Genomic DNA, 13,645 nt, shown 5'->3' with positions numbered 1-13,645 from the left:
CGGAGTTTCATTTTAATTATTGAGCTGATTTTTAAATTCCTGTAATTCTTTTTCCATAAAATTTGAAGAGTTAAGCTGCTTTCTCATAGATTCGATATTTTTTACCGTTGTTTCTACTGCTGTCCTAAACCAAGGAAATTCCTGGCTCAAAGAAGTGAGTTTTGCCAATGCTCTCAATCCTTCATCAGACTGTGATAGTTTTACGGCATGCTCATATCTGAAAACGGGGCAGTAATAATATTCTTCAGATAATATCTCCCACTGATTAAGGTCTGCTTCCGCGGACAGTAAAAAAGACATTGCAAAAACAGATGAATCTACATAACCTTCAGAAAATAAAAAGCATTCCAGAAGGCTTTCCGTATCTTTTTTTTCAATTTTTTTGTCTAAAACTTCAAGAAAAATTTTATGAGAATCTTCTTTTTCCTCATGATTTTTTGATAGATGCAGTACCGTCGCATATTCCACTTTTACTATATCTTCTTCAGGGAACTTCTGGTAGGCAGTGTCAATGTAATGACGAGCCTCTTTGTTGTTAAGTAATGACCTGTACATTTTTGAAATAGCTACAAGTTCCTGCGCATTAAGTTTTTCTTTTGCGGGGAAATTTTGTTCAAAATATTTCAAAGAATGGGTAGGGTATCTGTCCTTTACATATCGTTCAATGATTTGCCAGTCTTCCAGTTTTTTCACCTGAGAATCATCCCAAAACCTGTAAAGAAGGGACATTCTATCCCATTTTGACTGTATTCCGAGCCATTCCCCGAACAGCTCTCCGTAGGCAATGTGCGCAGGGTATACATTTCCTTTATCATCTTTAATTTCGATGTTAACAGTGAGTGTGGGATCAGAATAATACCTCTGAAAAGCTTCGATAATTTCATGATCAAACTTTTTTCCTGCTTCCATTATTGAAGCAAGTTGCGCATCATCAGTGTTTTTTTGTGATTGCTTTGTTGCATTTGATTGGTTCTTTTTTCTTCCTGAAAAGAAGTTTAATATTCCCATAGTAGTTTTTTTGTAAATATAAGATTAAAAAAAAATTAAAATTATATAAAAAATCAATCAATCGTTTGATTTATCAAAAAATCTGTTGTAAATTTGCCCCTTCAAAAATGAGAGTATAATGGTATCAAAAGAAGAAAATATATTATTCGCGGCCGAAAGACTTTTTGCTGAGAAAGGTTTCGAAGGTACTTCCACAAGGGAGATCGCCAAAGCAGCGAATGTGAATATTTCTATGATTTCCTATTATTTCGGTTCCAAAGAAAAGCTTTACGAAAAATTAGTAGAATACAGGATGAATGAAGGTCAGTTTTTTTCAAAAGATATGCTGGAAAGGACTGATATCAATGAATGGGAAAAAATAGAAAAGATTGTAGACCAGTTTGCAGGGCGCGTAAGACATCAGAAATGTTTTTACAGGATAATGCAAAGAGAGCAGCTTTACACACAAAATCCTCAGATTGTGGAGTTTTTGAAGCAGACAAAAATGGGTTTCATCGCCATGTATTCCAAAATACTGGAAAGTGGTTTAAAAAAAGGAATTTTTACTAAAAACCCGCCTATTTACCTTCTTCATTCTACCATAAGCGGAACTTTATTTTATGCATCCAATGCTAAAGAAATGTATAAGGAATTCCTTAATAATACGGATGAAGAAGAAGTTTTTGATGAAAAATATTACACAGAACTCAATACACATATTAAATACTTACTAAAAGACCTTCTAGGTTATGAAGAAACTAAATAACTCAGTCATTGCACTGGCCCTGTTTGTAGGGATGGCAAACGCAAATGCTCAGGAGAAAAAAATGCTTACTCTTGACGAAGCTGTGCAGTTGGGTATCCAAAACAGTAAAAATCTCAAGATTGATGCTGCTAAAATAGAAGAAGCCACCGCAGATCTTTTGGAAGCTAAAAACAGACAGCTTCCGGAACTTAAGGTATCAGGAAGCTACATGTATCTTCCGATGAAACCAACGATAGATCTTAAACTTCCGGGACTTTCTTCTGAAGGCGGGCCGGAGGTGCACCAGGTTCTTTACGGATCTGCCAATCTCAGTGTTCCGATCTACAGCGGCGGAAGAATCAAGTACGGGATCCAGTCTGCAAAATATCTGGTGGAAGCATCAAAATTAAGCACGGAAAATGATAAAATATCCATTGCTTATAATGTTGCACAAGCTTATAATAATTTATTCAAAGCCAATCAGGCAATAAAAGTTTTAGAAGAAAATCTTACCGCTTCTCAAAAAAGAGACGAAACTTTCCTTAAAATGGAAAACAACGGATTAATTGCAAGAAACGACAGGCTAAAAGCCAATCTTCAGACCTCAAATATTGAGCTTCAACTATTGGAGGCGAAAAATAACTACAATATCGCCAATATCAACATGGACCTTTTACTAGGTCTTCCGGAAACTACGGAATTAGAAGTTGACCAAAATTATATTGAAGAAGCGGATGAAGTGAAACCTGTTGATTTCTACGTAAATACAGCAAAAGAAAATCGCAAGGATCTTCAGGCTCTGGATATGCAGAGAAAAGCAGCGGCTTTGGGAACAAAATCGGCTAAAGCGGAAAATCTTCCTTCCATAGCATTTACAGGAGGTTATGTAGCAGCAGATATTCCGAAGTTTTTAACGATATATAATGCAGTGAACGTAGGAGTTGGGATTTCTTACAATCTGTCAAACCTTTGGAAAGAAAATTCTTCATTGAAACAGTCGAAAGCAAGAGAAATGCAGCTGCAGGCAACCAATGAATTATTAAATGACAATATAAAATTAGATGTTAACAGGGAATATCAAAACACGGATTATTCTAAAAAAAGAATCGCTGTTTTCGAAAAATCTGCTGAGCAGGCTAATGAAAACTACAGAATCACAAAAAATAAATATGACAACGGACTTGCAACCACGACGGAATTACTGGATGCAGACGCAGCACAGATTGCCGCAAACGTTGGCGTAATTAATGCCAAAGCAGACGCAGCACTGGCTTACAGAAAACTATTACAGACTACCGGAACTTTAACAATTAAATAAAAAATAAGACTATACCCAAAATGGAAAATAATACTACACAAACGGCTGAACCGAAAAAGAAAAAAAGTTTAGTCTTTCCTATAATTTTAGCGGTTGTGGTAATCGGCGGAGGTATCTACGGTTACAATGCTTATACTTACGGACAGGCACATGAAGAAACGGATGATGCACAGATCGCATCAAACCTGGCTCCTGTAATTTCAAAAATTTCAGGATATGTAACTGAGGTTAAGGTAAAAGATAACCAGTTCGTAAAAAAAGGAGATACATTAGTAATCCTTGACAGCAGAGATCAGAAAATGGCACTTGCTCAGGCTGAAGCAGCCCTTTCTACGGCAAAAAGCAATATTTCAAATGCAGAAGCTACCACTACAGCCACTTCTAAGAACATCGGGTCTTCCCAGGCTGCAGTTACTACTGCCAATGCACAGATAGAAGCAGCAAAAGTAAACGTATGGAAAACTTCCCAGGATTTAAAAAGATATGCCAATCTTGTAAAAGACCATTCTATTACAGAACAGCAGTATGAGCAGGCTTTGGCTGCAAAACAAACGGCGGATAAGCAATTGCAGGTTTTAATAGATCAGAGAAATCAGATTGCACAGCAGACTAATATCGCTTCTTCTCAGACAGCGGCAAGCTCCCAGCAGATCAGCGTTGCAGGTTCTGTAGCAAAACAGAGAGAGGTGGACGTAGAAAATGCAAAACTTAACCTTTCTTACACAGTAATTGTTGCTCCTGAAGACGGATTCGTAGGAAAAGTTCCTATCCAGGCGGGGCAATATCTTCAGGCTGGTTCACAGCTGTTTTCTTTGGTTAAAAACGACCAGAAATGGGTAGTGGCCAATTTCAAAGAAACGCAGGTTGATAAAATGGTAGAAGGTCAGAAAGTAAAGATTGAAATTGATGCTTTCCCTGATAAAGAATTTGATGGGGTGGTAAGCTCATTCTCTCCGGCTACAGGAGCTACATTCTCTATTCTGCCTCCGGATAACGCGAGCGGTAACTTCGTAAAAGTAGTTCAGAGACTTCCGGTAAAAATCGATTTTGTGAATCTTGATAAAACCATCGCAAAAAGATTAAGAACAGGAATGAACGTAAAAGCTGAGGTTTCTTTGAAATAAAAATATACGTGAATTGTCAATTTTGCTGAAGCAGGTCAATTGTGAAATGTAAAAAATGAAGAAGTAAAATTGATAATGAAAAAGATGCCGGTTTTGCAGATGAAAGTCAGTGAAGATGTGGAAATGAAGTATCTGACCATGAAGTTGAGACCGGCTTGCAGATGAGATCAATGATTGTTGTAGAAAATGAAGTAGTAAAATTGGCAACAGGGTTGATTGATGTTTGACAATTCACTTTTTTAGTTAAGATTTTAGAGATTCGGAAAAGTATTTGTGTTGATAATCGATTTAGTGATAACTCATTAAATTGACGGGTGAATAAGTTTTAACCTTAATCTTAGCCTAAATACAGATTAAATTCAAAATAAGTTAGTTCGTAAAAAACATATTTCGATTTTTAATTTCTGAATCTCAATCTCTTAATTCTAATACACTAAACAAACATGCAAGATTCATTAGTAGAATATGGAGCCCGAAGAGTAATCATCACGATTACCGCAATTCTTTGTGCTCTTCTTGAAATTGTGGATTCCACGATTGTAAACGTTGCCCTCAATGAGATGAAGGGTAACCTTGGTGCCACACTTTCTGAAGTAGGATGGGTAATTACAGCGTATGCCATCGGGAACGTAATTATTGTGCCCATGACGAGCTGGCTTTCCCAGCAGTTTGGACGTAGGAATTACTTTGCAGCCTCCATTATTATATTCACAGTGTTTTCATTCTTATGCGGAAATGCCACGAATATCTGGGAGCTTGTATTTTTCCGTCTGATGCAGGGAATCGGCGGGGGAGCCTTACTGGTAACTTCACAGACGATTATTACGGAATCTTACCCGATTGAAAAAAGAAGTATGGCGCAGGCTATTTATGGGCTTGGAGTGATTATCGGCCCTACTTTAGGCCCGCCATTGGGAGGATATATCGTAGATAATTTCAGCTGGCCGTATATTTTCTATATTAATATTCCGATTGGTATTGCGGCCACTTTAATGACCTTACAGTTCGTAAAAAGCCCGAAATATGCAGAAAAACGAAAAGCTTCGGATGTCGATTGGGTTGGTATCGGATTATTGGCTGTTACCGTGGGATCATTACAATATATTCTTGAAAGAGGCCACGAGGAAGACTGGTTTGCAAGTGGATGGATTGTATTATTTACAGTGACGGCAGTCTTAGGATTCATATTATTCCTTTGGAGAGAACTTACTTTCAAATATCCTATTGTTGAATTAAGGGTTCTGAAAAACAGCAACCTGAGGATCGGTACTGTCATGTCCTTTGTATTAGGATTCGGTTTGTATGGTTCTACATTTATTGTGCCTTTATATACGCAGAGTATTTTGGGCTGGACGGCATTACAATCAGGAGCTTTGATGATTCCGGCGGCGTTAACGACCGCTTTCATGATGCCAATCATTGGAAGGTTATTATCAAAAGGGGCAAAACAGCAGATCCTTGTTGCCTTAGGGTTATTTATTTTCTTTGTCTACAGCTTCTGGGGCTACAAAATCCTTACGCCAGACACCAGTAAAGATGCTTTCTTCTGGATGCTGATCGTAAGGGGAGCAGGACTTGGATTACTTTTTATCCCGATCACATCTTTGTCCTTAAGCACATTGAAAGGACAGGAAATCGGGCAGGGGGCAGCCTTTACCGGGATGATGAGACAGCTTGGAGGTTCTTTCGGGATTGCGGCGATCACTACTTTTATTGCCAATGAGAGCCAGAAATACAGGACTAATCTTATAACCCATCTGGATGCTAACAGCTTTGATGTTCAGCAAAGACTGAATGGATTAAAAGCAAGTTTTATCGCAAAAGGAATGACACCCGATGCAGCCATGAACGCAGCCTACAAAATGCTGGATTTATCAGTCACAAAACAGGCGACGGTGCTTTCATACATGGATGTTTTCCTTTATCTGGGAGTAATATTCCTGATCTGTATTCCGTTTATCCTCTTTATTAAAGAAAGAAAAAGCAAAGAAAAAATAGATTTAAGTGAAGCAATGCACTAATTTTATTTTAATTAAATATAAAATCTCCGGCAAATGTTGGAGATTTTTTTTTTGCTTAAATAATACAGAAAGATATTTAAGTTAAAAAAAGCCTGTTCAATAAAGAACAGACTTACACTAACCTAACTAAAATTAAGGAAATATTACACTATAAATGTGAATCCCAAATAACTTTTATATTGACATTTGTATTTTTAAGTAATGATAAATGAGGGAGTTTTCATTACTATTTACCGGATATGCCTGGACTATAGTTAGCATATTGTATTTGTGTTATTAGAATCAGTTGCCTATTCTTTTGATTAAAAATTGAGTTCCGTCACTTGATAAGGTCATTCCGTTTCCGCTGCAATTCCCGGAAACGCCTCTTCCCAGATTCAAGAGTATCATTTTTCCGGCATTTACTTTTGATGTGTATGTTATTTTTCCACTGTGTCTGGATCCGGCGCCAGTACCCGTAAGATGATCTGCAGTGCTGTGTACCCTTGCAAATGATGTTTCAAAAGGGAAGTCATAAAAGTATGAGCTGAGAGTACATCCGCTGTGGCTTGCAGCATATATTAGCGTAAACTGATAGGTTCCTGCAGGAAGCGTCACAAAATGAGTAGCAGGATTATAGGTTAGGCCGTCTATCGCATTTTTTACAAGGGTTAAAGGCATTTCCTGCGCACCTCCGGCAGATACTCCGTCCAGAAAATTATTAATATCAGCATTCAGAACAAAAAGAGTTGATTTTGGAATACTCATTTCATTAATAGACATTTCTCTCTTTATATAGCTAATTCCCTGATTGGGTCTGATGACACCGAGGAGGTCGATTGATTCCGGATTTGGGGCCGGAAGCAGCCCGTCTATTCTTACATTGTCTCCACCGGTGGTGGAAAAGAAAAGATGCAGTCTGCTCCTTGTAGGAAGGTTGGTGTAAAAATAGGGTCCTATATTCATATTTCCGTTTTCATCTATCAGAAAGTCATCATATACTGTTGCCAGTGGCGGTAATCCTCCTGTAGCGGGATTATTGGCTCTGGTATCCAGATGAAAGGGGCCTTGCGGATTTGAAGTTCTCATTCCTATTTTTTGCGCTGATAAGGCATTAATGCAGATAATGGTAAAAAGAACAAATATTTTTTTCATGGTAATTGATTTGTTGGTTAAAATTTATTTCAAGAAAAAAATCTGTTTAAGCGCCCATTCTGTAGATCAGAAGGTGTGTAGAATTTTGAAAAAGTGTCATTCCTGTTCCGGTGCAGTTTCCTCCCTGTCCTCTTCCCAATCTGATATTGAAGGTGTTGGTAGGATTTACAAGTTTCGCCGAATAATTGATAGATCCTCCATGATTGGAAGCACCCCCTTCAAGATGTGAGGCATTGCTCTGAACTCTTACCGCTGTTCCGTCGTTCGGGAAATCTACAAAATATGAGCTTATGGTACAGCCGGTATTGTTGTGGGTGGCTTCATACACAAACGAAAACTCATAAGTTCCTGCCGGAAGTGTTATCTGTCTTATCGTATTATCAAATGTAAGTCCCGGTATCTGGTTTTTAATAACTGACATCGGTACAATCTGATTGGTTCCCGGAGCAACCCCATTCAGAAAGTTATTTACATCGCTGCCTAAGGCAAAAAGAGCAGGCCTGGGAATAGAAAGCGCTTCTATTGAGCTTAATGTCCTGATAATGCCAGTGGAGGTTACACCCAATAAAATATCCTGTTGTGCATCGCCGGCTACAAGTCCGCCAATCTGTACAGGGTCATTTACTCCATCACCTACTATGTGAAGTTTTCTGGCCGGTGTAGTGGTTCCTACTCCCACATAGCCGTTGGGTGAAGTAACAATAAAGTCGTTGGCCTGTTGCGCAGCGGTAGGAGCTCCTGTAGCCGGATTGTCTTTTGCGGCATCTACATGGAACATGCCTTGAGGATTACCCGTATGAATTCCGATTTGAGAATGAGCCGATATTGCATATAAAAAGCAAATCGGGAATAATAGTTTTTTTTTCATGTTTTCAATTTTTATTATGCTTGACATTACTTTACAAATTTATCCGCAGCGTGGGTGCGGAAAAAGGATTTGTCTTTTCATTTTCGGAAAAAGAAAAAATTATTGAATTTAATTATTTGATTATCAAAATATTGTAAAATGTGGTATTGAACATAATAAATCTTAATTCAGTGATAATTTCTTATGAAATTTTTCGGATAAGGCAGCTTGATTTAATTAATTTAGATAATCTATAAAAAATGCGAGAGTACATCTCCCGTATCCCGCTCAACCGTGACCGAAAAATTTTATTGAATTGAATCCAACTGATATTGTTTAAAACATGTTTTCTGTAAATTCTGTCAAGGCTTTACATCAGTTGAAAGAGTCATGGTTTATTGCTTTACAAATGTATTGCCAGCTTTCCTTCGGTAAAAGAATCGTCTTTTCATTTTCGGAAAACAGAGAAAAATTCGGTGATCTATAAAAATAAAATGCCTGCATCAAAAGATACAGGCTCGTGTAAAAAATTAATAATTGTCTCGAAATTACTTTTTAATCTTCTTTGCTTCTTCTTGTTCAATAAAAGAAATAAAAGTAGAAGGTGAAATCCCGGTAATGGATTTAAAAATAGTCGTGAATTTACTGTGCGAAGAAAATCCGCATTCTTCAGCCAGTGCTCCTACTTTATATTTCCTGTATTTTGCTGAGGTATTAAGCTTATGGATGATATAGTTGATCCTTAATTTATTAATATAACCCTTAAAATCTGCACTTTTATGTTTTTTAACAACATAAGAAATATACCGGATATTGGTATTGAATTCCGTGGCAAGATAGGAAAGGGAGACAAAGCTGTTGTTATACATTTCGTCTTTTTCAAACTGATCCAGCTGGGCGAGGATTTTTGTTTCTGTTTCTTTGTTGATAGCAATATCATTTTGTTTAATTTCTGTATCTGCCTCCTGCAGGGTATTTTCTTCAGCTTCAGAGGTAATGATTTTTGTTTCGAGAACATATTCCTCTTTTTCTTTATAATGATCAATAATGCTTTTGAACTTTTTATATTTTTCTTTCTGCTTTTTCCTGTAAATAATGAAAACTATGAAAAGGATTACAATTAAAAAAAAAGCAATACTTATGACAATGTTTTTAGTGCTGTTCCAGTTTGCGTATTTGTTTTTCTCGGTTTCAATTGTATTATAGTTTTTATCTACTAATTCCGCTGTATTAAAATAATCAGCTCGTAAGTTCTCAACGTATTTTTTTCTGTAAAAGTTGGCTTTTTCAAATTGTTTTGTTTTTTCATATAAATCCGCCAAACTTTTTGATGCCAGTTTTTTAATATCTGTATGTTGTGCGGTTTCAGCAAAATTTAAAGTTTTTAAAAAAAGCTTTTCGGCTTCATTATAATTTTTATAGGTTACCAAAACCTTTCCAAGTCCATCATAAGCAATGGCTTTATCATTAGCCGATTCAGGTAGCATTTTTATAGCTTTTAAAAAATTTATTTCTGCACGTTTGTAATTCTTTTTGTAATAATATAAAGTTCCTAAAGTCTGATAAGCATGTCCAATATTAATAGTATCTTCCGGGATGTTGGATAGAAGCTCAAGACCCTTAAGTTGATACTTCAAGGCATCGTCAATATTATCATTGATAATTTCCTGCTCTGTTAATTCTGCGCAAAAACGAGCTTTAACTTTTATTTGTATTCTAGGATTAGTTATTTTATCAGCTATTTTAAGTCCTTCCTTGAGATATTTTTTTGATTTTCGATCTAATTTTACATAGCGATATTCTTCTGCAAGAAGCCCTCGGATTCTGGCTTGAAGATCGTAGCTATCGGTTTTGTCGAGAAAATCTTTTGCTTTTTCGGCATATTTTATACTTTCTTCATATTTATTCTGCATAAAAGTTATATTGGCTGTCAGCATATAAGCTCTTCCTTTAACTTTCTCAGTCTTTGCAATTTTAGTAAGAGAATCAGCCATTTTTAATGCTCGAATGGGATCTTTTGGCGCAATTTCATCAATGATTTTTTTATAGAAATTTTCTGGCGGAGTTTCATTTTTTTGAGCGGATATTGTTGAACAAAGAAATAATATAAAAAATAAATTTTTCGTCATAAAATTAATTAAATGTTAAATTTTTAAATTTAAATGTTATTTTTTAAGGATTTTAACAAAGATAAATCAAAAATTAATTATTATGATTTAATTTTTGATTAAATTTGATGTGCTCTGAAAATGAGATTTTTAATAGTGGAAGAACATCAGAATTCATTAAATTTTTTATTGCTGTTGACAAGCAGTTGTCACAAAATACCCGTATTTTTGAAGCAAAATTCCTAGAAATGAGTTATTGTTCAGCCATCGAAACCATGCAGCCTGAAAGCAGGAAAGAACTTCATAAAAACTATCATGATAACCATTACGGTTTTCCTATTCATGATGATAATGAGCTGTTCGGAAGATTAGTTATGGAGATTAACCAGGCAGGATTAAGCTGGGAAACGATCCTCAAAAAAGAAGAGGGTTTCAGAAAGGCGTATGATAATTTTAATGTTAAAAAAGTAGCAGCATACACTGAAGCAGACCGCGAAAGATTGCTGAATGATCCCGGAATTATCAGAAATAAGCTGAAGGTAAATGCAGCCATCGAAAATGCAAAAACAATTATCGAGCTTCAAAAAGAATTCGGTTCCTTCGAAAAATGGTTGGAGCATCATCACCCCAAAACCTTACCGGAATGGGTGAAGCTATTCAAAAAAACATTCAAGTTTACCGGCGGGGAAATTGTAAATGAATTCCTGATGAGTATCGGATATTTGAAAGGTTCTCACTCGGAAAGCTGTGCTGTATATAAAAAAGTTTTGAAAGCGAATCCGAAATGGAAGGAAGTTTAAGTTAGTTTTTTTGTTCAGAATGCCAGCTGTAGCCACAATATCTACATTGTTTAGCATACGGTGTCCTGGCAAGCTTTTCACATTTCGGGCAATTATTGAAAAACACTTTTTCGGGTGTTTCAGACATAATACGTTTTACTATACCCAATTCAAATGCTTCATATCCGTTTTTTAAAAGATGAGATGTTTCGGGATCATTGTTTATCCATCCTTTTTCTAACATAATTCTTCTCAAATATTTGTTGTCAGAAGATTTTGTCACGTACATATGACTCTTTAATGCCAGCTTTTCATTTTTGGTCATTAAATTACTGAAGTAATTTATAATATAGCTTATTGTTTCCCTTTCCATAATTAGAAAACTATTTGTTTAAAACGGAATTAATTCGCGCTTCAGCCTCTTCTTTTGAAATTCCACTGTAAAAATCTTTTACAAAAGAATGTTCAAAACTATCGTGGGGATAAACGAAAGGTCGTCCAATACTATTGTCAACAATTACATTCGTAGGAATGCATTCATCAAATTCATAATGAGGAAAATAATTCGCAAGCCACCCGAAATATCCTTCTTCAAAATCTTTATTATTGTAATTTTCAACATATTCATTAAAGCTTTTCTCACTTAATGAAACCCAAATTCCATATTCAAGATTCTGACAGCTGTCATTTACTTCCTGCACAAGAACAGCTCTTATAAAATAACAAGTTTCATCTGAATATCTGATGATACAGAGATCAGATGTTAATTCTGAGTTTTCAACTTCTTCATCAGATAAATGAGAATAAGGATAAGGCGCAGAATAAGCTATGGCAGGCCAGTCTTCTTTTTCTTCTCCGCAGCATTGGCAGATATATTTTGTCATTTAATATATTTAAACCAAAAATAATCAATTTTATTTACCCCACCGTTTTCGTATCCTCTTCCTTCAGAATCTTTTTCTCTTTCATGGAAAGCATCATTCTTTCGCATTTGTATTTTTCCCAGTCAAAATTATTGAGAAAATCCAGGGCGGCCTGAAATCCACGGTTGAAAAGCTCCTCCTTTTCTTCTTTTTTCATGAAGAAATTCAGCCAGTTACTTGTCCCGCAGTTCACGGTCTGGATGCTGAAAAGATGATAAAAAGTATGTTTGGTAAGAAACGTTTTATCGTTAAAACCTTTTAATGTGCTTAAAATATTGCCGGCAAAAGTAACTGGAGACTTTAAAATTTCTTCGCTTGTTTTTCCTTTTTCAGAAAGAATATCCGAATCGCTGGTGAGCTGTACCCCAAACAAAGGCAGGCGTGGATAGAAAATATCAGGCGAATGAAAAAGATCAATAGGGAAGTTCGAAATGCTTCCCCCATCAATAAAAACACCTACCGGATTGATATCTTCCGGCCTTGTATTCATCCAGAATTTCCAGGCATATTTCACGGAATCATCATTTTTATCGATCCTTTTCTGCATGGGCTCAAAAAAGAAAGGAACAGACATGGAAGCACGCACAAATTCTGCCGGGCTGATGTGCTTCAGCTCTTCTTCAGACCAGTAAAGATTGGCCATTGTGGGAAGCTCAACCTTTATTTTGGCGTTGATATCAGTAGTTATGACGGTGTATTCTGATTTTAATAAATAGAAAGGATCTTTTTTATAATATTCATTATTAACTGTGCTTTCGTAGAAAATTTTATAGCGGATTTCATCGATATGTTCTTTGTTGTTCACTTTAATTTCTTCTATGCTGTTTAAGGCGATGGCGTAATATTCCATACCGTTTCCGTAGCGGTAATTGAGGTTAAGTTTTTCGCCTTTTTGAACGAATTTTTCATTCAGAGCGGCAACTGTTTTTATTCCGAAGCCGTCCAGTACCTCTTTCATTTGTTTTAAGAACGTATTCCCAGGATTGAGTCCGGAATTTCTCTTTTTTAAATCAGAATAAAGCTTCATCAGGCATAAAACCCCGATAATAACAAGTAGCAGCGGAATGGAAAAAAGAATTTTCGTTTCCCAGGTTTCTTTTGTCGGGAAAACAAAGGCCAAAACCCCGAAAAAAGCAAGAACTCCAATGGCTATATAAAGATTGGTTTTAAGAAAATTTTTATTATTAAGGATAGAATGGATAGTAGTTTTTACGTATGTTTTTCCATCCATGAAATCTGAGAAATTCCAGTTGAAAAGGATGTCTTTGATGACTTCGCTCTTTGCTTCTTCTTTGGTCTTGCAGGCGGCAATGAGCATGGTATTGATAGCTCCGGCGCTGGTTCCTGCCACTTTTAAAAACCTGATCCCGAAGATTTCCAGGCCGTACAAATACCCTACGAGCGCACTTCCCCAGACACCGCCTCCTTCCTGTACAAATTCTACATACTGGTTGCCTTCCGCATCCAGTAAATCGGAAAATTCTTTTGTGGAAATATTATTATATAAAGATGCTAATTTATCTTTAGACTGTTGAGACAATACGTCTTCCTTAAGGATTTTATTCAGTGTTTCGGGTTTCATGGTTTGGTGTTTTAATTTAAAGAACTTCAAATTCAGAGAGATGGTTTCAGGAGCCTCGGCTGCCAATCATTTTATCT

General features: G+C 36.3%; 13 protein-coding genes. 5 read left to right on the top strand and 8 right to left on the bottom strand.

Going from position 1 to position 13,645, the window contains the following annotated elements:
- Nucleotides 1–12 precede the first annotated feature (12 nt).
- Nucleotides 13–1,008: a hypothetical protein gene (locus tag H560_RS0113860; protein ID WP_027380602.1), complete on the bottom strand. Its 996-nt coding sequence runs from the start codon at nt 1,006–1,008 to the stop codon at nt 13–15.
- 118 nt (nt 1,009–1,126) lie between these two features.
- Here H560_RS0113860 and H560_RS0113855 point away from each other — a divergent pair, with 118 nt between their 5' ends.
- Genes H560_RS0113855 through H560_RS0113845 form a run of 3 tightly spaced genes read left to right on the top strand, consistent with a single transcriptional unit; the run spans nt 1,127 to nt 4,174 of the window.
- The gene (locus H560_RS0113855) at nt 1,127–1,753 is read left to right on the top strand and encodes a TetR/AcrR family transcriptional regulator (RefSeq protein ID WP_027380601.1); all 627 of its coding nucleotides are present in this window, start codon (nt 1,127–1,129) and stop codon (nt 1,751–1,753) included.
- A complete protein-coding gene (locus tag H560_RS0113850; protein WP_027380600.1) occupies nt 1,737–3,050 on the top strand; it encodes a TolC family protein in 1,314 nt (437 codons plus the stop codon). The genes H560_RS0113855 and H560_RS0113850 overlap by 17 nt, the downstream gene beginning before the upstream one ends.
- Before the next feature lie 20 nt (nt 3,051–3,070).
- The gene (locus H560_RS0113845) at nt 3,071–4,174 is read left to right on the top strand and encodes an HlyD family secretion protein (RefSeq protein ID WP_027380599.1); all 1,104 of its coding nucleotides are present in this window, start codon (nt 3,071–3,073) and stop codon (nt 4,172–4,174) included.
- 106 nt (nt 4,175–4,280) lie between these two features.
- On the opposite strand, the gene H560_RS23620 is transcribed toward H560_RS0113845, so the two are convergent.
- Nucleotides 4,281–4,409, bottom strand: coding sequence for a hypothetical protein (locus H560_RS23620; RefSeq protein ID WP_262486283.1), 129 nt, complete (start codon nt 4,407–4,409; stop codon nt 4,281–4,283).
- Nucleotides 4,410–4,617: 208 nt separating this feature from the next.
- Between H560_RS23620 and H560_RS0113840 the strand changes: the two genes are divergently transcribed.
- Complete coding sequence (locus tag H560_RS0113840; RefSeq protein WP_027380598.1) at nt 4,618–6,195, top strand: DHA2 family efflux MFS transporter permease subunit; 1,578 nt, start codon at nt 4,618–4,620, stop codon at nt 6,193–6,195.
- 282 nt (nt 6,196–6,477) lie between these two features.
- Here the strand turns inward: H560_RS0113840 and H560_RS0113835 are convergent, their stop codons facing one another.
- From H560_RS0113835 to H560_RS0113815, 3 genes are all read right to left on the bottom strand, one after another.
- The gene (locus H560_RS0113835; RefSeq protein ID WP_027380597.1) at nt 6,478–7,329 is read right to left on the bottom strand and encodes a hypothetical protein; all 852 of its coding nucleotides are present in this window, start codon (nt 7,327–7,329) and stop codon (nt 6,478–6,480) included.
- Between the two features lie 46 nt (nt 7,330–7,375).
- The gene (locus H560_RS22460; protein WP_027380596.1) at nt 7,376–8,197 is read right to left on the bottom strand and encodes a hypothetical protein; all 822 of its coding nucleotides are present in this window, start codon (nt 8,195–8,197) and stop codon (nt 7,376–7,378) included.
- Between the two features lie 527 nt (nt 8,198–8,724).
- Nucleotides 8,725–10,305 carry a helix-turn-helix domain-containing protein gene (locus H560_RS0113815; protein WP_027380595.1) on the bottom strand — a complete coding sequence of 527 codons (1,581 nt, stop codon included), beginning with the start codon at nt 10,303–10,305 and terminating at the stop codon, nt 8,725–8,727.
- A 227-nt stretch (nt 10,306–10,532) separates the two neighbouring features.
- Here H560_RS0113815 and H560_RS0113810 point away from each other — a divergent pair, with 227 nt between their 5' ends.
- Nucleotides 10,533–11,084 (top strand): DNA-3-methyladenine glycosylase I, encoded by a 552-nt coding sequence (locus H560_RS0113810; RefSeq protein WP_027380594.1) that lies wholly within the window; start codon nt 10,533–10,535, stop codon nt 11,082–11,084.
- 1 nt (nt 11,085) lies between these two features.
- On the opposite strand, the gene H560_RS0113805 is transcribed toward H560_RS0113810, so the two are convergent.
- Genes H560_RS0113805 through H560_RS0113795 form a run of 3 tightly spaced genes read right to left on the bottom strand, consistent with a single transcriptional unit; the run spans nt 11,086 to nt 13,568 of the window.
- The gene (locus H560_RS0113805) at nt 11,086–11,436 is read right to left on the bottom strand and encodes a hypothetical protein (RefSeq protein WP_027380593.1); all 351 of its coding nucleotides are present in this window, start codon (nt 11,434–11,436) and stop codon (nt 11,086–11,088) included.
- 10 nt (nt 11,437–11,446) lie between these two features.
- Nucleotides 11,447–11,947 (bottom strand): DUF2199 domain-containing protein, encoded by a 501-nt coding sequence (locus tag H560_RS0113800; RefSeq protein WP_027380592.1) that lies wholly within the window; start codon nt 11,945–11,947, stop codon nt 11,447–11,449.
- 34 nt (nt 11,948–11,981) lie between these two features.
- Nucleotides 11,982–13,568 carry a patatin-like phospholipase family protein gene (locus H560_RS0113795; RefSeq protein WP_027380591.1) on the bottom strand — a complete coding sequence of 529 codons (1,587 nt, stop codon included), beginning with the start codon at nt 13,566–13,568 and terminating at the stop codon, nt 11,982–11,984.
- Between the last annotated feature and the right edge of the window lie 77 nt (nt 13,569–13,645).

The organism is Chryseobacterium daeguense DSM 19388 (assembly GCF_000430825.1).
Lineage (GTDB): Bacteria > Bacteroidota > Bacteroidia > Flavobacteriales > Weeksellaceae > Chryseobacterium > Chryseobacterium daeguense.
This window is presented reverse-complemented; position numbering and strand designations above follow the sequence as displayed.

Bases quoted from the DNA above. Each gene is read 5' to 3' on its own strand.
- H560_RS0113795 (WP_027380591.1), bottom strand. From the start codon at position 13,568: ATGAAACCCGAAACACTGAATAAAATCCTTAAGGAAGACGTATTGTCT.
- H560_RS0113815 (WP_027380595.1), bottom strand. From the start codon at position 10,305: ATGACGAAAAATTTATTTTTTATATTATTTCTTTGTTCAACAATATCC.
- H560_RS0113860 (WP_027380602.1), bottom strand. From the start codon at position 1,008: ATGGGAATATTAAACTTCTTTTCAGGAAGAAAAAAGAACCAATCAAAT.
- H560_RS0113845 (WP_027380599.1), top strand. From the start codon at position 3,071: ATGGAAAATAATACTACACAAACGGCTGAACCGAAAAAGAAAAAAAGT.
- H560_RS0113840 (WP_027380598.1), top strand. From the start codon at position 4,618: ATGCAAGATTCATTAGTAGAATATGGAGCCCGAAGAGTAATCATCACG.
- H560_RS0113855 (WP_027380601.1), top strand. From the start codon at position 1,127: ATGGTATCAAAAGAAGAAAATATATTATTCGCGGCCGAAAGACTTTTT.
- H560_RS0113850 (WP_027380600.1), top strand. From the start codon at position 1,737: ATGAAGAAACTAAATAACTCAGTCATTGCACTGGCCCTGTTTGTAGGG.
- H560_RS0113805 (WP_027380593.1), bottom strand. From the start codon at position 11,436: ATGGAAAGGGAAACAATAAGCTATATTATAAATTACTTCAGTAATTTA.
- H560_RS22460 (WP_027380596.1), bottom strand. From the start codon at position 8,197: ATGAAAAAAAAACTATTATTCCCGATTTGCTTTTTATATGCAATATCG.
- H560_RS0113800 (WP_027380592.1), bottom strand. From the start codon at position 11,947: ATGACAAAATATATCTGCCAATGCTGCGGAGAAGAAAAAGAAGACTGG.
- H560_RS0113810 (WP_027380594.1), top strand. From the start codon at position 10,533: ATGAGTTATTGTTCAGCCATCGAAACCATGCAGCCTGAAAGCAGGAAA.
- H560_RS0113835 (WP_027380597.1), bottom strand. From the start codon at position 7,329: ATGAAAAAAATATTTGTTCTTTTTACCATTATCTGCATTAATGCCTTA.